This is a genomic window from Phenylobacterium sp., assembly GCF_019636135.1.
Lineage (GTDB): Bacteria > Pseudomonadota > Alphaproteobacteria > Caulobacterales > Caulobacteraceae > Phenylobacterium.
Genome location: NZ_JAHBYD010000022.1, coordinates 24,556 through 44,029 on the forward strand (window position 1 = coordinate 24,556; position 19,474 = coordinate 44,029).

Genomic DNA, 19,474 nt, shown 5'->3' on the forward strand with positions numbered 1-19,474 from the left:
CACTTTTCCTCTCCGTCGCGACGGTTTCGGGACTGGCCAGAACGATGACGGCCGCCGCCCGGCTTGGGCGACGGCCGACTCCAGTAAATCGTCTATTGAGGGGCTTAGATCGCCTGCAGGCGACGACGGCGCAGCATGGCGCCCGCACCGCCGAAGCCCACGATCATCAGCGCCCAGACGCCCGGCTCGGGAACGCCGCCGGTGTTGCCGTTGAAGGCGAAGGCCAGCGACTGGCCATCGATGGCGCCGGCGTCGGCTTGGTACAGGCGCCCGCTGCCTTGCCCGTAGCTCGGCGCACCGAGGTTGACGGGGCTATAGTAGCTGAGCACGTAGGTCGTGCCGGCGTTCAGCGCCACGGCGCCGAGATTGACCGTCACCAGCGTCGTGTTGAACGCCGTGTTGACGGCCGACAGCCAGTCGCCCGGCGCGAAGATGCTCGAATAGATCTGCGATCCCGGCGCATCGGACGTCCCGCCCGCGTAGATGAACACCGACACATCGGTGGGGTAGTTGTAGTCGCTCTGGACCGCGAAGGTCAGGGTCTCGGCCGTCGAGTCGGCGGCCACCGAGAACTCGTCGAACACCCGATAGGAGCCGTCGCAGCTCGAGCACCAGGCGTTGGTGTCGGGCGCGACCGTCAGGTCCGGGATGGACTGGAACAGCGTGTCCGCCGAAGCTGAAGTCGCGAAGGCGCTGAGCGCCAGGACGGCGCCGGCGACGGCGCCCTTGAACGAGACCATGTCATAACCCCCAGGAAGCCGCGTCCCCCGGGACCCAGCCATCATGGCATGAAACTAAGTTCGCCAAGCTTCGCTATCGGATTCTCCTGCGGGGCGAGGGCTATTCGGCGGCCAGGAGCGCGCGGCCGGCGGTGAACGAGGTCTTGAGCGCCAGCTCGGCCTTCGCCGTCTCGTACTCGTCGGACAGCCGCGCCACGAGCTCGGCCACCGTCGGCACGTGCTTCACCGCGCCGATGCCCTGGCCGCAGCCCCAGATGTCGCGCCAGGCCTTGGACTTCTGGTTGCCGCCCGAGCCGAAGTTCATGGCCGACGGGTCCGACTTCGGCAGGTCGTTGGGGTCGAGGCCGGCGGCGACCACCGACGGCGCCAGATAGTTGCCATGCACGCCGGTGAAGAGGTTCGTGTAGACGATGTCCTCGCCGGTGCTCTGGACGATCATGTCCTTGTAGCCCTGGGCCGCGGCCGCTTCCTGCGTCGCGATGAAGACCGAGCCGGCGTAGGCCAGGTCGGCGCCCATCGCCTGGGCGGCCAGGATCGAATGGCCGTTGGCGATCGCGCCCGACAGCGCCACCGGGCCGTCGAACCACTCGCGGATCGAATGCACCAGGGCGAAGGGCGAGAGCGTCCCGGCATGGCCGCCGGCGCCGGCGGCGACCGGGATCAGGCCGTCGGCCCCCTTCTCGACGGCCTTGCGCGCGAACCGGTCGGTGATGACGTCGTGCAGGACGACGCCGCCGGAGTCGTGGACCGCCTTGTTCACGTCCTCGCGGGCGCCCAGCGAGGTGATGACGATCGGCGCCTTCCACTTGGACGAAGCCTCCACGTCGTGCTCGAGCCGGTCGTTGGTCTTGTGGACGATGTGGTTCACCGCGAAGGGCGCCGAGGGCGTGTCGGGGTGGTCGCGGTCCCAGATGGCCAGCTCCTCGGTGATCTGGTGCAGCCACTCGTGCAGCAGCGAGGCCGGGCGCGCGTTCAGCGCCGGGAACGAGCCCACGATGCCGGCCTTGCACTGGGCGATCACCAGTTCCGGCACGGAGATGATGAAGAGGGGGCTGCCGATCACGGGCAGGCGCAGGCGGTCACGCAGGACGGGCGGCAGGGCCATGGGTCGATCCTCGAAGGCTTCGTATTAATTTACAATGTATATCCCAGGGTAGCACGGGGCAAGCGGACTTGTCGCCGGTGACGTCGGGTGACGCCCGGAGAGCGTCGGAAACGCCCTCAGTTCGAGAAGATCGGGAAGCGGTTCATCGCCGGGACCACGTCGCACGCGAAGTCCTGCGCCCGCATCGAGGGAGGCGGATCGCCCACCACCACGTAGCCGCGCCGCGGGTCCGAATCGGCGACCGCGCCGTCGCGGATCACACGCGCGCCGCCGGGCAGGTTCATCCGCTCCAGAACGTGGTCGGGCACGCCGTCGGCCACCACGATCTCGCTCGCGCCGCGTTGGGCGCACTCGACCAGCGCGGTCTCCACCGCGGCCAGCCGCGCGATGTCGTCGGGCGCGACGGCCATGTCGAGCGGCACGTCGTAGGCGTGGAGGCGCCGCAGGATCTGATAGGCGTCCGACCAGTTGCGCGCGTGCGCCTGCAGCCGGGCCGCCACCACCATCCGCTCGCAGACGAAGCCGGTGATCGCCGCGCCCATGGTGATCGCGTCCGGCAGGACGCCCGGATTGAACTGGCGCGCGCACGACGTCAGCCACTCCAGCCCGCCGCGGTAGCTGTCCCACGCCTCCATCGCCTCGCTGTTGCCGACGTGGGCGTTGGCGCCCTTCGCGACGGCGGTCGCGGCGATGTGCGGCTCGGGGCTGAAGAGGACGTCGCCCTGGTTCAGCGCGTTGGCGAGCATCACGAAGAAGCTGTAGGCGAACCGCGGCGTCGGGCCGGCGAGGCTGGGCAGCGCCGAGCGCCGCGCGATCCAGCATTCCGGGAAGGCGTGGGCCTCCAGCAGGAAGGCCAGGCAGCGCGCGTACTCGCCCGCGCCGAAACGCCGCTCGCCGTCGAAGTCGTAGAACTTGCCGGTGATGGCGTCGCCCTGGGTCTCGTCGATCAGGTACCAGGGCGCCTGGACCATGCAGAGCGCCGGGTCGGCGGCCATGGCCTCGACGTAGGCCAGGAGCTGGTGCGGCACGGCCAGGTCGTCGTCGGCGATGCTGACCACGAACTCGCCCCGCGCCTCGCGCAGCGTGGTCAGGATGTTGGGATAGGCGCCCAGGTTGCGCGGCTGGCGCATCACCCGCATGCGCGGATGGCGCGCGGCCCAGTCGGCCAGGATCTTCGGCGTCCCGTCGGTCGAGCCGTTGTCGGAAACCACCAGCTCGTAGTCGATCCCCGCGGCCTCGAACGCCGTCAGGTGATGGGTGAGGTAGCGCTCCAGGTAGTGGGCGCGGTTGTAGGTCGCGAGGCACAGGCTGAGCAGCGGCCGCGCCTCTGAGCGGACGGCGGGAGAGGCAGGCATGCGGGCGGTCCCGAAACGCGGCGATGGAGGCCGACTACGGGCCGTTTCGGTTAAGGAGACGTCAGCGGAAACGGGACCGCCGCGCGCCCCGGTCGTGACCTTGCGTGAACTTGACGTTTGCGGGCGCCGGGGCGCAATTCGCCCATGGCCGACGCAAGCGTACTCGATCCCGGATTCCCGCCCGCGGGCGAGGACGCCTGGCGTGCGCTGGTGGCCAAGACGCTCGGCGACAAGCCGTTCGAGAGCCTGAACAAGGCCACCGTCGAAGGCCTGCCGATCGCGCCCCTCTACGCCGCCAGCACGGCCGAAGCGTCCTTCCCCGCCCGGCCGTTCGACGCCGAGCGGCCGTGGGACCTGCGGGTGCTGTCGGCCCAGGCGGACCCGGCCAGGGCCAACGCCGAGTTGCTGGCCGATCTCGAAGGCGGCGCGGCCTCGGTGATCGTGGCCGGCCACGCGACGGCCGAGGCGCTGAACGTGGCGCTGAGCAATATCATCGTCGAACTGGCGCCCGTCGGGCTCGACGCCGGCTTCGCGGGGCCGAAGGCGGCCGACGCGCTGCATGCGGTGGCGAAGTCGTCGCCCGGGGCGAGGCTCGACTTCAACCTCGACCCCCTGAGCGCCTTCGCCGAGGCGGGCGCCTCGCCGGGCCCGGTCGGGAGCCACATCGTCAGCGCCGCCACGGTCGCGGCGAGGCATGCCCAGACCTATCCCCACGCCCAGTTGTTCCTGGCCTCGGGCCGGGTCGCCCACGAGGCCGGCGGCGGCGAGGCGCTGGAGGTGGCCGTGGCCGCCGCCGCCGCGATCGCCTACGCCAAGGCGATGGTCCGCGCGGGCGTGGCGGCGGGCGAGGCGTTCGCGCGCATCACGCTCGGGCTGGCGGCCGACGCCGACTACTTCCTGACCATCGCCAAGCTGCGCGCGGCCCGCGCCGTCTTCGCCCGCATCGCCACCGCCTCGGGCGGCGCGGCGCAGGCGCGGATCGAGGCGCGGACGTCGCGGCGGATGCTGACGGCGCAGGACCCCTGGACCAACATGATCCGCCTGACCGCCGCCGGCTTCGGCGCCGCGGCCGGCGGGGCCGACGCGGTGGTGCTGGGCGCCTTCACCGACGCGCTGGGCCTGCCGACCGCGTTCGGCCGACGCCAGAGCCGCAACACCCAACTGGTGCTGATGGAAGAGGCCGCCGTCGGCCGCGTCGCCGACCCGGCCGCGGGCTCGGGCTACCTCGACAGCCTGACCGACCATATCGCGCGGGCGGCCTGGGCCAGGCTGCAGGCCATCGAGGCCGCTGGCGGGATCGTCGCGGCGCTGGAGAGCGGCCTGGTCGCCCGCGAGGTCGCGGCCGCCGTCGCCGGGCGCGGCGACCCGAAGATCCTGGGCGTCACCGCCTTCCCGCCGACCGAGAAGACCGACGTGGACGTCGACGCCGGCGCCGTGGCCGTCGCGCCGGACGTCCGGCTTCCCGGCCCCGACAGCACGTGTCCGCCGCTCACTCCGGTGCGGCTGTCCGAGAAGCACGAGGTTCAGGCGTGACCGGCTTTCCCGACTTCGCCACCCTGCCCTACGATGGCGCCGCGCCCGCTTTCCCGCCCGCCAGCGGCGCAGCCTGGGACACCCCGGAAGGCATCGCCGTCCGGCCGGCCTATGCCGCCGAGGACGCGTCGGACCTCACCGCGCTGGCCGGTTTCCCGGGCCTGGCGCCGTTCGTCCGCGGCCCCTATCCGACCATGTACGCCACCAACCCGTGGACGGTGCGCCAGTACGCGGGCTTCTCGACGGCGGAGGATTCCAACGCCTTCTATCGCCGCAACCTGGCGGCCGGTCAGATGGGCCTCTCCATCGCCTTCGACCTGGCCACCCACCGCGGCTATGACTCGGACCACCCGCGGGTGACGGGCGACGTCGGCATGGCCGGCGTGGCGATCGACTCGATCCTCGACATGCGCACGCTGTTCGACGGCATCCCGCTCGACAAGATGAGCGTGTCGATGACGATGAACGGGGCGGTGCTGCCGATCCTGGCGCTCTACATCGTCGCCGCCGAGGAACAGGGCGTGCCGCACGAGAAGCTCTCGGGCACGATCCAGAACGACATCCTGAAGGAGTTCCTGACCCGGAACACCTACATCTACCCGCCCGGCCCCTCGATGCGGATCATCGCGGACATCTTCGCCTATACCTCGAAGGAGATGCCGCGGTTCAACTCGATCTCGATCAGCGGCTACCACATGCAGGAAGCCGGGGCGACGCTGGACCTGGAGCTGGCCTACACGCTCGCCGACGGCATCGAATATGTCCGCGCGGGCGTCGCGGCGGGCATGACGGTGGACCAGTTCGCGCCGCGCCTGTCGTTCTTCTGGTGCGCCGGGATGAACATGTTCATGGAGGTGGCCAAGCAGCGCGCCAGCCGCCTCCTCTGGGCGAAGCTGATGAAGCAGCACTTCGACCCGAAGGACAGCCGCTCGCTCAGCCTGCGCGCCCACACCCAGACCTCGGGCTGGTCGCTGGCGGCGCAGGACGTGTTCAACAACGTGCCGCGCACGGCCATCGAGGCGATGGGCGCCACCGGCGGCCAGACGCAGAGCCTGCACACCAACTCGCTGGACGAGGCGCTGGCGCTCCCCACCGACTTCTCGGCCCGCATCGCGCGCAACACCCAGCTCTTCCTGCAGATGGAGAGCGGCCAGAACCGGGTGATCGACCCCTGGGGCGGCAGCTTCTACGTCGAGCGCCTGACCGCCGACCTCGCGGCCCGCGCCCTCACGCATATCGCCGAGGTGGAAGCGCTGGGCGGCATGGCCGCGGCGATCGAGGAAGGCCTGCCGAAGCGCCGGATCGAGGAAGCCTCGGCCCGCATCCAGGCCCGGATCGATTCCGGCAAGCAGAGCGTGGTCGGCGTGAACCGCTACAGGCCCGAGACGCCGGACGACATCCCGGTGCTGAAGGTCGACAACACCGCCGTGCGCAACGCCCAGTTGGAGAAGCTGCGCCGCCTGAAGGCCGAGCGCGATCCGGAAGCCGTGGCCGCCGCCCTCGACGCCCTGACCGCCGGCGCCTCGGGCAAGGGCAACCTGCTGGAACTGGCCGTCGACGCCGCGCGCGCCAAGGCCACCGTCGGCGAGATCAGCTACGCGCTGGAGAAGGTGTTCGGCCGCCACAAGGCGCACGCCGACGCGGTGAAGGGCGTCTACCTGCGCGAGGCGGGCGCGACCGCCGCCTCCGAACGCGCCAAGGCGATGACCGAGGCCTTCCGCCAGGCCGACGGCAAGAAGCCGCGCATCATGGTCGCCAAGATGGGCCAGGACGGCCACGACCGCGGCCAGAAGGTGATCGCCTCGGGCTTCGCCGACCTCGGCTTCGACGTGGAGATCGGCGACCTCTTCCAGACGCCGGCCGAGGCGGCCGCGGAAGCCGTCGAGACCGGCGTGCATGCGGTGGGCGCGAGTTCGCTCGCCGCCGGCCACCTGACCCTGGTGCCGGAACTGAAGGCGGAGCTGGCCAGGCTGGGCCGGCCCGACATCCTGGTCTTCGTCGGCGGCGTCATTCCGCCCGAAGACTTCAAGGCGCTGGAGACCATGGGCGTCGCCGCGGTCTTCCCGCCCGGCACGGTCATCCCCGAGGCCGCCATCGAGGTGCTCGAACGCCTCAACGAGCAGCTCGGCTACGCCCAGGAGCAGGCCGCGCAGTAGGGCTGCCCGTCATGCAGAATGCATGACAGGTCGGCCGTTCCGCCCTATGCTCGGACGGCATCGGAGCCTGAACCATGCCCTCCCCCGTATCCCTGCGTCTCCCGGACGACGACCTCGCCATCATAGACAGCGCGGCGCGGCGCCAGGGGCGATCGCGCACCGACTTCATGCGCGCCGCGGCGGTCCAGGCGGCGGAAGCGGTTCTGCTCGAGAGCACCATCATCCGTATGTCTGCGGGCGGCTTCGCGGCCTTCATGGCCGAGATCGACAAACCCGGGGAGCCCATCCCGGAGATGGTGGAGAAGCTGCGGCGCGCACAGCGACGCGCGGCGGAAGGCTGACGGCTTGGCCCTCTCGCGGCCGACGTCCATCACCGCCGAGCATGTCGTGGCCGGCTTCGACTGCGGAAAGCCCGCCCTCAACGCCTGGCTCTCGGACCGCGCACACCGCAACCAGGATCTCGCCTTCACGTCCGTCGTCGTGATACACGACGACAATAAGGTCGTCGGGTTCTACGGGCTGTCGCCGACCGCCGTGCAGGCCGCGGCGCTTCCCAGGTCGGTCAGGACGGGCCAACCGCCTGCGCTGGTCCCCTGCGTCCTGTTGGGACAGCTCGCCGTCGATCGCCGATGGCAAGGCCGGGGCCTGGCGTCACGCCTCGTTCTCGACGCCTTCAGGCGCGCCTCGGCCGCCGCGGACCTGATCGGCGGCCGCGCGCTCCTACTGCACGCGATCGACCTCGAAGCGGCGGCCTTCTGGCGGGCCTGGGGCTTCATCCCCAGCGCCGACGATCCCCTCCTGCTGCTCAGAGGCCTTGCCAGCATCCGCGCCTCGCTCGACAGCGCCGTTTGATTCAACCACCAAGATCACGAAGGGCACGAAGGCGCCGCGGGTGAGCTGAGCGCAGCGCGCTTCCCGGACCCTTGGTGATCTTGGTGATCTTGGTGGTGGGAATCAGGGCGCCTGCGGCGCGTGCTGCGCCGACAGGTTCGCCCCTCATCCGTCAGCCTGCGGCCGTCACCCCAGCGGCGTGTTCTCGTTCGGGCCGTCGGAGGCGTTGCGGCGGCGCTGGGGCAGCAACGCCTGGGCGGCCGCCAGCTCGGCCTTGTCGAGCGCGCCGTCCTTGTTCTTGTCGACCATCGCGAAGTAGCGGCCCAGCATCTGGCCCATCTGGCCCTTCAGCTCGGCCTTCTGAAGCTTGCCGTCGAGGTTGTCGTCCATCATCCCCAGCATGCGCGTCGGGGCGAAGCGGGCGTCGGAGTCGACTTGCTTGGCCGCCGTCTCGTCCAGCCAGCGGAACGCCACCGAGGTGAACAGCATCTCCTCGTGGCTCTGCTCGCCCCAGGTGACCTTGATGGACGGGTCGGGGTTGGCGGGGTTCCGCTTGGAATTGTCGTAGACGTAGTTGGCGATCAGCTTCGAGCCGGCCGGGACCTTGATCGGCTCGGCGAAGGTGTAGCTGCGCTGCCAGTTGAAGTCGTAGCGCGGCAGGCTGAGCAGCAGGGTCTTCTTGCCGTCCGGCGTCTGCAGCCAGAGGTCGGACGAATAGGCGCGGTAGTGCGCGTGCGGGAAGGCCGAATAGAGCAGCGCGTCGTTCGGGAACTCGACGTAGGCCACTTCCTTGTGGCGCGGCGCGTTCGGCGCGATCTCGATGGTGGGGTCGATCACCACCACGTTGCGCATGATGTACTTCGGCATGTCGTCGCGGAAGTAGACGCCGATCTGGGTCTTATCGACCGTCTCCTTGCCGTACGGCGTGTAGTGCATCTGGAAGCCGACCGCCCCGCCCGCGGGCAGGAAGGTGCCGACGTCGCCGCCGAACACGTTGGACTCGGCGCCCACCGCATAGCCGCCGACCGACCCGCGCCAGCGGGTCTCGGAGGCCACGCCGTTGGCCGGCGCCTCCTTCATCCAGCCGGTCAGCACGTGGTGTACGGCCTGGCGATCGCCCGGCTTCACCGTCGTGGCGCGGATCCAGCGCCCCTCGGTCTGCGGGTTCAGCGTGAACGGGCGCTGGTAGTCGACGACGCCCGAGGCCGGCACCTTGTAGGCCGGCACGTCGAGGATCAGGTCGGGCTTGCCCAGCGGCCACTCGGCGGCGACGCGCTTCTTGGCGGCCAGCGGGTCGGCGCCCTCGCCGCGCGCGCCGCCGGCTTCCACCCAGTGGACCAGCGTCTTGATCTCGGCGGGGGTCAGGTTCTTCGTGTCGGAGAACTTCCCGACATGCGGATCGGCGTTGTAGGGCGGCATCCGGTCGGTGCGGATCACCTCGCGGATCATCGGCGAGAAGCCCTTCACCATCTCGTAGCTGGTGAGCTGCATGGGGCCGATGCCGCCTTCCTGGTGGCAGGCGACGCAGTTCTTCTCGAGGATCGGGGCGACGTCCTTCACGTAGGTGAGCTTGGCGTTGGCCGCCGCGCCGCGTTCCGGGAAGGCGATCATGGCGCCCGTCGAGGCCGCGCCGGCCGGGACCGGCCTGCCGGCCAGGAACGCGTCCAGCGCCGCGCCCGCGCCGGCGATGCCGCCGCGGTACGCCACCGTCCAGGTCTTCGGGTCGACGACGTAGACCTCGGCCGAGCGGGTGACGCCCAGGCCCTCGCCGATGAGCTGGTTGTTGTCGAGCAGGATCGGGACCGCGTAGCCGGCCTTGTCGGCCTCGGCGAGGATCGCCTCGCGGGTGTCCTTCTGGGTGGAGTTCAGCATGCGGAACTCGACGCCCTTGGCGCCATAGGTCCTGGCGAGGTCGTTCAGCGCCTTGGCTTCGGCGCGGAGCGTCTCGTCGCCGTTGGCTTGGGTGACGATCACGAAGGCCGGGGCGTCGGCGAACCGGTAGAGCTCGGTGGCCTCCAGGTTGGCGTCGGCCAGCATGAAGTTGTCGACCGTGGCCGGCGTCGTCGCCGCCGCGTTCACGGCCGAGCCGGCGGCCTGAGCGCTGGTCGCGGAATTGTCCGTCGCGCAACCCGCGATCACGGCGGTGGAGGCCAGCAGAAGGGCGGCAAGGCCGAGGCGGTTGGTCATCGTGGCGTCCCCAATTCTCGAATCGCTGCGTCTGATGCGCATACGGAACGCCCGCGGGAAGAATGCGAGGGCGCGTCCGCAATCTGCGTTATCTTCATTACACGAATATTTCCCGGCGCGCGGCGATGTTGTCCGGCCTCCGCCGGCAGCCAGGGCAATCGCATATGGCTTGTGGGCGGCTCGTCCGCCCGATTCATGAACCGCAGAGATCGCAGAGATGCGCAGAGAAGCTCGCGGATCCACCGGAATCCTCCGCGTATCTCCGCGATCTCTGCGGTTTGACTGACGGCCTTTCGGCCGCCCGCATCCATATGCGATTGCCCTGCGCCGGCAGCGGGCCGCGGGCGAAGCCCGACACGCGTCCCCGCGGCCGGCGATCCGGGGACGGGACAAGCCCGGTCACGACGTCTGGAAATCAAGACGGACGTCCGCAAACCTTGCGGAATGCGGCTTCGTCCTCAGGACTGCGCCGGCGCGGCCGCGGCCTGGCGCGGGGCGCGGCCGGCGGCCAGGTCGAGGCGGTCGCGGTCGCGGATCACGATCCCCTCCTCCTCCATCCGCAGGATGCCGTCGGCCTCCCAGGCGCGGAGCAGGCGGCTGACGGTGTCGCGCTGCAGGCCGGCGTGGGCCTCCAGGGTGCCGTCGGCGGGGCGGATCGGCAGGCGCAGGGCGCCGCCCCCGTCCTCGCGGCCGTGCTCGTCCGACAGGCGGCGCAGCGCCCGCGCCAGGCGGGTGCGCGCGTCGTGGAAGACGATCTCCTCCAGCATCTGGTTCGAGCTGCGCAGGCGCCCGCACAGCAGGGTCACCACCTGCAGCATCGCCTCGGGCGAGGCCTGCAGCACCGGCATCACCGCCTCGCGCTCGAGCTGCAGCACCTGGGTGGGCCGCACGGTGACGGCGGTGGCGGTGCGCGGCCCCTCGTCGAGCAGGGCGATCTCGCCGAACAGGTGCCCGGGGCCCGAGATGCCGAGCACGATCTCGCGACCGTCCAGGGCGTGGACGCACAGCTTCACCTGGCCGCTCAGCACGACGAACAGCGACGTCTCGTAGTCGCCTTCCAGGAAGAGGATGTGGTTCGGCTCCAGCGTGCGCGCGAGGCCGGCGGCGACCACCTTCTCCAGCGCATCGCGGGGCAGGCCCGAGAAGAGCGGCTGGCGCCGAAGCGCCGTCAGCAGCGTGTCTTCGAGGACGTCGCTCATACGATCCCCGAGGCCTGAACGGGCGGAGGGGGCGCCGGACGGGGCGAGGCGGGCACGGCGAACCTGTTCACGACGAAGACCACATTGTGACTTTGCCGAGGCGGGCCGAATTTTCAACAGGCGTGACGCGGTTCATCAACCTTGGCCGTGCGACGCGGTGACGCTGCCCCGCTGGCGATACGACGCGCTGTGGTTGAGGGCAGGCCCAGGCTCGCACCCTGTGTGCAGGTTCGGCGGGCAGGAAAATCGAATAAAATCCTGACCTTACTACTCCGGACGTCAGTCGCCCGGCGGGCGAGTTCGGCTGCCGTCGCCGCGTCGCTCGCCGCGAGGCCGGGCCATCCGGCCCCGACGCTCGGGCCGGCGGTCGGTCTACGCGGGCGGCGGGGGCGGCTCGAAGCCGTCCGGCAGGAAGCCGCGCAGCAGGGCCTCGACCGCCACGGTGAGCGGGCCGCTCAGCTCGCGCTTGCCCTTCTCCATCTCGAGGATGCGGCTCGCGCCATGGTTCTCCTTGAACCGCAGGGCGCGGGCGAGGTCGGCCGGGGACCATCCCATGGCCTCGCGGGCCTGACGGAGGTGGTCGCCGGTGGTGATCATGAGGGTCTCGTCAGCGTTGCGCGGGCGCCCCGCCATACCGGCCCGCAGCGGGTTTCGGAAGGGCCGGCGATTGATGGCGGGCCGCGCGCCGCCAGCTTGGCGCGCATGCGCCACAGCGTGGGCGGCGTTCGACCGGCTGCGCGTCCCATCTTCCCACGACCCGCGGGAACGGGAATCACTACAGGCCGTTGCCTAGTGTCGGCCTGCCGGGCGGCCGATCGAGGACACGAGGGGCGCGCGCCTCCAGGGGAACCGACGTGGCGGCAGGGGTATCGTTTCGGGACACGCTGATCGCGCGCGGGGGCGAGGCCGGGCGCCTCATCGCCGCGCGGGACTGGTCGCGCACGTCCATCGGGCCGATCGAGGCCTGGCCGCAAAGCCTCAAGACGGCGCTGGGCCTCATCCTGTTGTCGCCCGTGCCCATCGTCATGCTGTGGGGCGAGGACGGCGTGATGCTCTACAACGACGCCTACTCGATCTTCGCGGGCGGCCGTCACCCGGACCTGCTGGGATCGAAGGTCCGCGAGGGCTGGCCCGAGGTCGCCGACTTCAACGACAACGTCATGAAGGTGGGGCTGGCGGGCGGCACCCTCGCCTACCGCGACCAGGAACTGACGCTCTACCGGCACGGCCGCGCCGAGCAGGTCTGGATGAACCTCGACTACTCGCCGGTGCTGGACGAGAGCGGCCGGCCCGCCGGGGTCGTCGCCGTCGTGGTCGAGACCACGGAGCGCGTACACGCCGACCAGCGCGCCGCCACCGAGCGCGAGCGGTTCCTGCAGGCGTTCGAGCAGGCGCCCGGCTTCATCGTCGCCATGCGCGGCCCCGAGCATCGGGTCGAGTTCGTCAATGCCGCCCACCGCGCGGTGTTCGGCAGCGCTGGCTGGCCGGGACGGACCATCCGGGAGGCGTTCCCGGACATCGCCGGCCAGGGCTTCTTCGAGATGCTGGACGAGGTGTACGCCACCGGGCGGCGGCATGTGGCGGACGCCGAGGCCGTGGCGTTCCGCCGGCCGGACGGCGTGTTCGAGACCCGCTATCTCACCTTCGTCTACGAACCGATGCGCGACGCCGACGGGACGGTCGTGGGCGTGCTGTGCGAGGGCGCCGACGTCACGGGCGCGCAGGAGGCCCAGGCGGCCCTGCGCCAGAGCGAGGCGCGCTTCCGCACGGCGCTGGAGATCACCACCGTCGGCGCCATCGGCTTCACGCTGGACGGCGCGCTGACCGAGGCGAACGACGCGTTCCTGGCCATGAGCGGCTACACGCGCGCCGACCTGGAGGCCGGCCGGCTCAGCCTGCAGTCGCTGACGGCGCCGGAGTGGCAGCCCACCGTCCACGAAACGCTGGAGGTGCTGCGCGCCCAGGGGGAGACCAGCCCCTACGAGAAGGAATATGTCCGCGCCGACGGTTCGCGCTGGTGGGGCCTGTTCGCGGCGAAGCGGCTGCAGGACGGGACCGGGTTCAAGTTCGTCATCGACGTGACCGAACGCAAGGCGGCCGAGGTCGCCCTGCACGAACAGACCGCGGCGCTGGAGGCGCTGAATCGCGCCGCGGCCACGACCGCGCTGGAGCGCGATCTCGCCCGCGTGGTGCAGACGGTGACGGACACCGGCGTCGAGATCTCGGGCGCCGAGTTCGGGGCCTTCTTCTACAACGTCGCCGACCCCGACGGGGAGAGCTACAGGCTCTACACCCTCTCCGGCGCGACGCGCGACGCGTTCGAGGGGTTGCCGATGCCGCGCAACACGGCGGTGTTCGCCCCCACGTTCAGCGGCGAAGGCATCGTGCGCTCCGACGACATCCGCCGCGACCCGCGATACGGCCGCAACGCGCCGCGCAAGGGCATGCCGGAGGGCCACCTTCCCGTGGCGAGCTATCTCGCCGTGCCGGTGGCGTCGCGCGGCGGCGCGGTGCTGGGCGGGCTCTTCTTCGCCCATTCCGAGCCGGGGCGGTTCACCGAGGCGCACGAACTGCGGATGGTGGGCCTGGCCGCGCAGGCGGCGATCGCCATCGACAACGCGCGCCTGTTCCAGGAGGTCCAGGCCGCCAACGAGACCCTGGAGCAGCGCGTCGCCCAGCGGACCCGGGAGCTGACCGAGGCGCACGAGGCGCTGCGGCAGGCCCAGAAGATGGAGGCGGTCGGCCAGCTCACCGGCGGCATCGCCCACGACTTCAACAACCTGCTGATGGGCATCAGCGGCAGCCTCGAGCTGATCGAGCGCGCGCTGGCCCAGCCGGCCAAGTTCAAGAACATCGAGCGCTATCTGCAGGGGGCCCAGGCCTCGGCCCGCCGCGCCGCGTCGCTGACGCAGCGGCTGCTCGCCTTCTCCCGCCGCCAGACCCTGGATCCGCGGCCCACCGACGTGAACAAGCTGATCTGCGGGATGGAAGACCTCTTCCGCCGCACCGTGGGGCCCGCCATCGAGGTCGAGGTGGTGGGCCAGGCCAGCCTCTGGCCCGCCCTGATCGACAGCTCGCAGCTCGAGAGCGCGCTGCTGAACCTCACGATCAACGCCCGCGACGCCATGCCCGAGGGCGGGCGCATCACCATCGAGACGGCGAACAAGTGGCTCGACGACCGCGGCGCCCGGGAGCGCGACCTCGCGCCGGGCCAGTACCTGTCGATCTGCGTGACCGACACCGGGACGGGCATCGCCAAGGAGGTGATCGACCGCATCTTCGACCCGTTCTTCACCACCAAGCCGACCGGCGAGGGCACGGGCCTCGGGCTCTCGATGGTCCACGGCTACGTGCGCCAGTCCGGCGGGCAGGTGCGGGTCTATTCGGAAGTCGGCCAGGGCACGACCATGTGCCTCTACCTGCCGCGCTACGCGGGCGCGGTGGAGGACGAGGACATCCAGCAGATCGTCGCGCCGGAACTGGGCTCGGGCGAAGCGGTGCTCATCATCGACGACGAGGCGACCGTGCGGATGCTGATGGCCGACGTCCTGGCCGAGGCCGGATACACGGTGCTGCAGGCGCAGGACGGCCCCTCCGGCATGCGGATCCTGGAGTCGGAGCAGCGGATCGACCTCCTGATCACCGACGTGGGCCTGCCGGGCGGCATGAACGGCCGCCAGGTCGCCGACGCCGCGCGGCTGACCCGGCCCGACCTCAGCGTGCTCTTCGTCACCGGCTTCGCCGAGAACGCCGCCATCGGCAACGGCCACCTGCCGCCCGGGATGGAGGTCGTCACCAAGCCGTTCGGTGTGGGGCGCCTGGCCGCGAAGGTCAGCGAGATCATCGAGCGGCGCGCGCTCGCGGGGCGGGCGGCGACCTGACCCCGATCCGGTCGCGGGCGCTCAGCCGCCCGACTGCGCCTTCCCGCCCGGCGCGGCCACGATCATCTTCACCAGCGCTTCGGTGACCTTGGGCTCCAGGCCCTCGGTGTGGCCCTTGTCCAGGCGCACCACGTCGGCGACGACGCGGCCGTCACGGCACTTCGGGTAGACGTAGACCTCCGACGTCCCGGGCCGCGCCTTCATGCCCCAGACCTTGTAGCCGGCCCGCGCGTAGTCCCAGACGTAGCCGGCCTTCGCATCGACGATGTCCTTCTCGCGCATGCGCGCCCCGCAGCCGTACCTGTCGGCCCAGGGCGAGGTGGCGGGCAGGCTGTCGATCTCCCACTGGCCCACCTCGAAGATGTGGCTGAAGTCGCAGGCGGGGGTCGCGCCGCCGGGGATGGCGCCGCGCGGGCGCGGGTCGGGCGGCGAGCCGTCGGGCTTCGGCGGGCCGAAGGTGGTCACGAACGGGGCCTGGCCGATGCGGCCGCCGCTGAGCGACAGCCAGCCGTCGACCTTGCCCTTGAAATAGTCGCTGCAGACGATGCGGCTGGAGGTGAAGCCGCCCTGGCTATGCCCCGCCAGCCACATCGAGCGGATGTTGGAGCGGCCGAAGGCGTCGAAGACGAAGTCGGTGATGTTCTGCAGGTGGGCGTCGTCCGCCGCGGGTTGCCACATGCGCACGCCGGGACCGGAGCCGCCCATGGTCCCCATGGTCGCCGCGGTGGGCGTGGCCACCACCAGCCGGTATTTCCGCACGTAGTCCGAGGCCGGGAAGTAGTGGCGCTGCCAGTTCCCGACGGAGCCCGCGCCGTGGATGTTGAGGATGAAGGTGACCTTCTCGCCCGGCTTCAGGTCGCACGGATAGTCGAGGAAGAACTTGCGGCCGGTCTTGACGTCCACAGCGTTGCCGAGGTCGGCGAGCGCCGGCGCGCAGGCCTCGCCGTCGCAGCGCGCCGGCTGCGGGGTCGTGCAGGCCACCCCGCCCACGTCGCGGGCGAGCGCGGGGCCGGCGATCAGCGTCCCGAATGCGGCCAGCGCCGCCAGTTGCAGCTTCATGGTTCCCTCCCGGCTCACTTGGCGGCCATCATCAGCTTGACGATAGCCTCGGTCACGTTCGGCTCCAGGCCCTCGGTGTGGCCCTTGTCCAGCCGCACCACGTCGGCGACCACCCGGCCGCCCTCGCACTTCGGATAGGCGTAGATCCTCGCCGACCCCGGCCGCGCGGGGCCGCCCCAGACCGGGTTGGGGTTCGGCTGGGGCCGCGTGTCCTGGACGTAGCCGGCCTTGGCGTCGACCACCGTCGTCGGCTTGGCCTGCGCCTGGCACTTCAGCTTCTCGGCCCATTTCGAGCCGCCCGGCAGGCCCGCGGCGGTCAGCTCGTGCTCGCCGGTCTCGTAGATGTGGCTGAACGGGAAGTCCGGCAGCACCGAGGCGTCGGCGGCCAGCCGCATCGGCGCGCCCGGCGGCGTCCCGGGCGGGGGCGGCGGCGGGCCGCCGGGGCCGCCCGAGCCGGTGGGGATCGGCGCCCTCACCGCCTCGCGTTTCGAGCCCAGCCGCCCGCCCGAGAGGCTGACCCAGCCGGTCAGGCGGCTCCGGAAGAACTCCGTGGCGAGCAGGCGGTTCGAGGTCTGGCCGCCCAGCGAGTGGCCGGCGAGCCAGAAAGCCTTGATGTTCCCCTTGCCGACCGCGCCCTCGACCTCGGTCACGATGTCGCGCAGGTACTGGTCGTCCATCTCAGGGTTCCAGCCGTTGCGCGTGCCCGACGGCGTGGCGATCACCAGCCGGTACTTCTCCTTGAGGTCGATCAGCGGGAAGTAGTGGCGCTGCCAGTTGCCGATCGAGCCGCCGCCGTGCAGCGAGAGCACGAAGGTGACCTTCTCGCCCGGCTTCAGGTCGCAGGGGTAGTCGAGGAAGAACTTCCGCCCGCTGTTCGTCTCGACCGCGTTGCCGAGGTCGGCGAGCTCGGCCGGGCCGCAGCCCGAGGCGGCGCAGTGGACCGGCGCCGGCGCCGAGCAGGCCACGCCCATCAGATCCTTCGCCGCCGCCGGGGACGCGAGCGCCGCCCAGCCCAACGCCAGCCCAAGCGCGAACGTGCGCGTCATGGCATCCTCCCTCACCCGCCGGTCTCCGCCGGTTCGCTCTGGCCTAGCACTGGTAGGGAATCTTTGCAGGCTTATTTCGGCGCGTGCTATCGGCGGCGGGTGAGCATCGCCGAACACCGCCCGCCCCTCGACAAGGCCGCCATCGTGGCGGCGGCGCTGAAGCTGCTGGACGACGTGGGCCTGGACGAGCTCTCCACCCGGCGGCTGGCGGCCGAACTCGGCGTGAAGGGCCCCTCGCTCTACTGGCACTTCAGGAGCATGGGCGAGCTTCGCGACCACATGGCCGAGGCGCTGCTGGGCGCCGAGGTTCCGCCGCCCGGCCCCGACCCGCGGCCGGGCGACTGGCGCGACTGGATGGCCGAGGGCGCGCGCGGCATCCGCCGCGCGGCCCATTCCAGGCGCGACGGCGGCCGGCTGCTGGCAGGCTGGCGGCCCACGGCCGAGCGGCGGGCGCGGCTCTATCCGGCCAACCGCGCGCGGCTGGAGGCGTCCGGGTTCGGCGCGGACGACGCCCGCCTCGCCTTCCTGGCGCTGGGCCGCTACGCCATGGGCTGGGCGCTCACCGAACAGGCCACCGACGGCCGCACGCCGGAAAGCGACGCCGACTTCGAGTCCGGCCTCTCCGCGATGCTGGACGGCTTCGCGCTGCGGCTGCGGGCCTAGCACCCCGAAGGCCGGCGCGCCGGACGGGGCGCGTCGGCGCCGTTTGATTCAACCACGAAGGGCACGAAGGTCACGAAGGCGCCGCGGATGAGCCGGGCGCAGCGCGCTTCTCGGACCCTTCGTGGTCTTCGTGTCCTTCGTGGTTGAAATAGAGCGCATGCGGCGCACGCAGAGCCGACAGGTTGCGCCCGATCATGCGTCGGCCTGCGGCGGAGTTGACGACCCCATTGGCTGCGCGGCTAGCATGAGCCGAGGGGGAAGCGTCATGGCGTCGGGCGAGATCTGGCAGTGGTCGGCGGTGGAGACGGCGGCGGCGATCCGGGAGCGGCGCGTCTCCGCGGTCGAGGTGGCCGAGGCGCAACTGGCGCACATGCGCGCGGCGAACCCGGCGATCAACGCGGTGGTCGTGGACCTGTCGGACCAGGCGATGGCGGCGGCGCGGGCCTGCGACGCGGCGCAGGCGGCGGGCGAGCCGCTGGGGCTGCTGCACGGCGTGCCGGTGACGGCCAAGATCAATATCGACCTCGAGGGCCAGGCCAATTCCAACGGCGTGGCGGGCCTGGCGGGCCTGATCGCGCCGGGGGACTCGCCGGTGGTGGCGAACTTCCGGGCGGCGGGGGCGGTGATCCTGGGCCAGACCAACACGCCGGAGTTCTCGCTGCGCGCCTTCACCGACAACCCGCTGCACGGGCAGACGCTGAACCCGTGGGACCCCGCGGTCACCTGCGGCGGCTCGTCCGGCGGCGCGGGCGCGTCGATCGCGGCGGGGATCGCGGCCATCGCCCACGGCAACGACATCGGCGGCTCGCTGCGCTGGCCCGCGGCGGTGAACGGGGTCTGCACCATCAAGCCGACGCTGGGGCGCATCCCGGCCTTCAACCCGAGCGCCACCGCCGAGCGGCCGCCGATGGCGCAGCTCATGAGCGTGCAGGGGCCGATCTGCCGGACGGTGGCCGACGTGCGGCTGGCGCTGGCGGCGCTCAGCCGCCGCGATCCGCGCGATCCGTGGTGGGTCCCCGCGCCGCTGGCCGGCCCGCCGGTGGCGAAGCGCGTGGCGAAGGCGGCGATCCCGGACGACATGGACTGCGACCCGCGCGTGCTGGCCCTGGTGGACCGGGCGGCCGAGGCCCTGGCCGACGCCGGCTACGAGGTGGTCGAGGCCGAGGTCCCGGACATCTCGGGGACGTGGCGGCTCTGGTGCGACCTGATCTCCACCGAGATCGAGACGCTGCAGGCCGAGGCGATGCGGGCGCTGGGCAGCAAGCCCTTCGTCGGCGCGCTGGACGGCATCCTGCACATGGCCGCGATCCGCGACCGCGCCGGCTACATGCAGGGCGTGGCCGACCGCGCGGCGATCCTGCGGCGGTGGCTGCTGTTCCTGGAGGACTATCCGGTGATCCTCACGCCGGTCACCGTGCGCCCGACGCCGGCCTTCGACGCCGACCTGAAGGGCGACGCGGCGGTGCGCGCGATCTTCTGGAACGACCTGCGCTTCGTGGGCGCGATCAGCGTGCTGGGCCTGCCGGTGGCGGTGACGCCCGCGGGGCTGCTCGACGGCCTGCCCGTGGGCGTGCAGCTCATCGGCTCCCGCTACCGCGAGGACGTCTGCCTCGACGCGGCCGCCGCCATCGAGGCGCGCGTGGGCGTGCTGGCGAAGGAGCTGTGGGCGCGCTGAGCCGCCCTTCCCGCACTCTACGCTTGTCATCCCGGTTTCGCCGA

At 71.4% G+C, this 19,474-nt stretch carries 15 protein-coding genes; 7 read left to right on the top strand and 8 right to left on the bottom strand.

The features are described from left to right. Positions 1-104: 104 nt before the first annotated feature. From KF737_RS15555 to KF737_RS15565, 3 genes are all read right to left on the bottom strand, one after another. Positions 105-740, bottom strand: coding sequence for a PEPxxWA-CTERM sorting domain-containing protein (locus KF737_RS15555; RefSeq protein WP_296456683.1), 636 nt, complete (start codon positions 738-740; stop codon positions 105-107). 100 nt (positions 741-840) lie between these two features. Beyond that, the gene (locus tag KF737_RS15560; protein ID WP_296456686.1) at positions 841-1,845 is read right to left on the bottom strand and encodes a nitronate monooxygenase family protein; all 1,005 of its coding nucleotides are present in this window, start codon (positions 1,843-1,845) and stop codon (positions 841-843) included. A gap of 116 nt (positions 1,846-1,961) precedes the next feature. After that, the gene (locus tag KF737_RS15565) at positions 1,962-3,200 is read right to left on the bottom strand and encodes a glycosyltransferase family 2 protein (protein ID WP_296456688.1); all 1,239 of its coding nucleotides are present in this window, start codon (positions 3,198-3,200) and stop codon (positions 1,962-1,964) included. A 144-nt stretch (positions 3,201-3,344) separates the two neighbouring features. On the opposite strand from KF737_RS15565, the gene KF737_RS15570 reads away from it, so the two are divergent. The 4 genes from KF737_RS15570 (at position 3,345) to KF737_RS15585 (ending at position 7,741) form a co-directional block, all read left to right on the top strand. Then, a complete protein-coding gene (locus tag KF737_RS15570) occupies positions 3,345-4,733 on the top strand; it encodes a methylmalonyl-CoA mutase family protein (RefSeq protein WP_296456691.1) in 1,389 nt (462 codons plus the stop codon). After that, positions 4,730-6,889: a methylmalonyl-CoA mutase gene (gene scpA, locus KF737_RS15575; protein ID WP_296456694.1), complete on the top strand. Its 2,160-nt coding sequence runs from the start codon at positions 4,730-4,732 to the stop codon at positions 6,887-6,889. Before KF737_RS15570 ends, scpA begins: the two co-directional genes overlap by 4 nt. Positions 6,890-6,963: 74 nt before the next feature. Further along, positions 6,964-7,230, top strand: a complete 267-nt coding sequence (locus KF737_RS15580) for a DUF1778 domain-containing protein (protein WP_296456695.1) — start codon at positions 6,964-6,966, stop codon at positions 7,228-7,230. Positions 7,231-7,276: 46 nt separating this feature from the next. Beyond that, positions 7,277-7,741: a GNAT family N-acetyltransferase gene (locus KF737_RS15585; protein WP_296456698.1), complete on the top strand. Its 465-nt coding sequence runs from the start codon at positions 7,277-7,279 to the stop codon at positions 7,739-7,741. Between the two features lie 165 nt (positions 7,742-7,906). Here the strand turns inward: KF737_RS15585 and KF737_RS15590 are convergent, their stop codons facing one another. The 3 genes from KF737_RS15590 to KF737_RS15600 form a co-directional block, all read right to left on the bottom strand. Next, positions 7,907-9,907, bottom strand: coding sequence for a redoxin domain-containing protein (locus KF737_RS15590; protein WP_296456701.1), 2,001 nt, complete (start codon positions 9,905-9,907; stop codon positions 7,907-7,909). A gap of 458 nt (positions 9,908-10,365) precedes the next feature. Further along, positions 10,366-11,106: a Crp/Fnr family transcriptional regulator gene (locus KF737_RS15595; RefSeq protein WP_296456704.1), complete on the bottom strand. Its 741-nt coding sequence runs from the start codon at positions 11,104-11,106 to the stop codon at positions 10,366-10,368. 372 nt (positions 11,107-11,478) lie between these two features. Beyond that, positions 11,479-11,703, bottom strand: a complete 225-nt coding sequence (locus KF737_RS15600) for a helix-turn-helix transcriptional regulator (RefSeq protein ID WP_296456706.1) — start codon at positions 11,701-11,703, stop codon at positions 11,479-11,481. Between the two features lie 257 nt (positions 11,704-11,960). Between KF737_RS15600 and KF737_RS15605 the strand changes: the two genes are divergently transcribed. Continuing rightward, positions 11,961-14,987, top strand: a complete 3,027-nt coding sequence (locus KF737_RS15605) for a PAS domain S-box protein (RefSeq protein ID WP_296456711.1) — start codon at positions 11,961-11,963, stop codon at positions 14,985-14,987. 21 nt (positions 14,988-15,008) lie between these two features. Here the strand turns inward: KF737_RS15605 and KF737_RS15610 are convergent, their stop codons facing one another. After that, the gene (locus KF737_RS15610) at positions 15,009-16,046 is read right to left on the bottom strand and encodes a hypothetical protein (RefSeq protein ID WP_296456714.1); all 1,038 of its coding nucleotides are present in this window, start codon (positions 16,044-16,046) and stop codon (positions 15,009-15,011) included. Positions 16,047-16,060: 14 nt separating this feature from the next. Beyond that, a complete protein-coding gene (locus tag KF737_RS15615) occupies positions 16,061-17,092 on the bottom strand; it encodes an alpha/beta hydrolase (protein ID WP_296456717.1) in 1,032 nt (343 codons plus the stop codon). Between the two features lie 99 nt (positions 17,093-17,191). Between KF737_RS15615 and KF737_RS15620 the strand changes: the two genes are divergently transcribed. Next, on the top strand, positions 17,192-17,755 hold the full coding sequence (locus KF737_RS15620; RefSeq protein WP_296456721.1) for a TetR family transcriptional regulator: 564 nt from the start codon (positions 17,192-17,194) through the stop codon (positions 17,753-17,755). A gap of 265 nt (positions 17,756-18,020) precedes the next feature. Next, positions 18,021-19,430 (top strand): amidase, encoded by a 1,410-nt coding sequence (locus tag KF737_RS15625; RefSeq protein WP_296456724.1) that lies wholly within the window; start codon positions 18,021-18,023, stop codon positions 19,428-19,430. Positions 19,431-19,474: the final 44 nt, after the last annotated feature.

Excerpts from the sequence above, each read along its gene's own strand:
- KF737_RS15565 (WP_296456688.1), bottom strand. The coding sequence starts at position 3,200 with ATGCCTGCCTCTCCCGCCGTCCGCTCAGAGGCGCGGCCGCTGCTCAGC.
- KF737_RS15580 (WP_296456695.1), top strand. The coding sequence starts at position 6,964 with ATGCCCTCCCCCGTATCCCTGCGTCTCCCGGACGACGACCTCGCCATC.
- KF737_RS15610 (WP_296456714.1), bottom strand. The coding sequence starts at position 16,046 with ATGAAGCTGCAACTGGCGGCGCTGGCCGCATTCGGGACGCTGATCGCC.
- KF737_RS15555 (WP_296456683.1), bottom strand. The coding sequence starts at position 740 with ATGGTCTCGTTCAAGGGCGCCGTCGCCGGCGCCGTCCTGGCGCTCAGC.
- KF737_RS15570 (WP_296456691.1), top strand. The coding sequence starts at position 3,345 with ATGGCCGACGCAAGCGTACTCGATCCCGGATTCCCGCCCGCGGGCGAG.
- KF737_RS15615 (WP_296456717.1), bottom strand. The coding sequence starts at position 17,092 with ATGACGCGCACGTTCGCGCTTGGGCTGGCGTTGGGCTGGGCGGCGCTC.
- KF737_RS15560 (WP_296456686.1), bottom strand. The coding sequence starts at position 1,845 with ATGGCCCTGCCGCCCGTCCTGCGTGACCGCCTGCGCCTGCCCGTGATC.
- KF737_RS15590 (WP_296456701.1), bottom strand. The coding sequence starts at position 9,907 with ATGACCAACCGCCTCGGCCTTGCCGCCCTTCTGCTGGCCTCCACCGCC.
- KF737_RS15625 (WP_296456724.1), top strand. The coding sequence starts at position 18,021 with ATGGCGTCGGGCGAGATCTGGCAGTGGTCGGCGGTGGAGACGGCGGCG.
- KF737_RS15600 (WP_296456706.1), bottom strand. The coding sequence starts at position 11,703 with ATGATCACCACCGGCGACCACCTCCGTCAGGCCCGCGAGGCCATGGGA.
- KF737_RS15595 (WP_296456704.1), bottom strand. The coding sequence starts at position 11,106 with ATGAGCGACGTCCTCGAAGACACGCTGCTGACGGCGCTTCGGCGCCAG.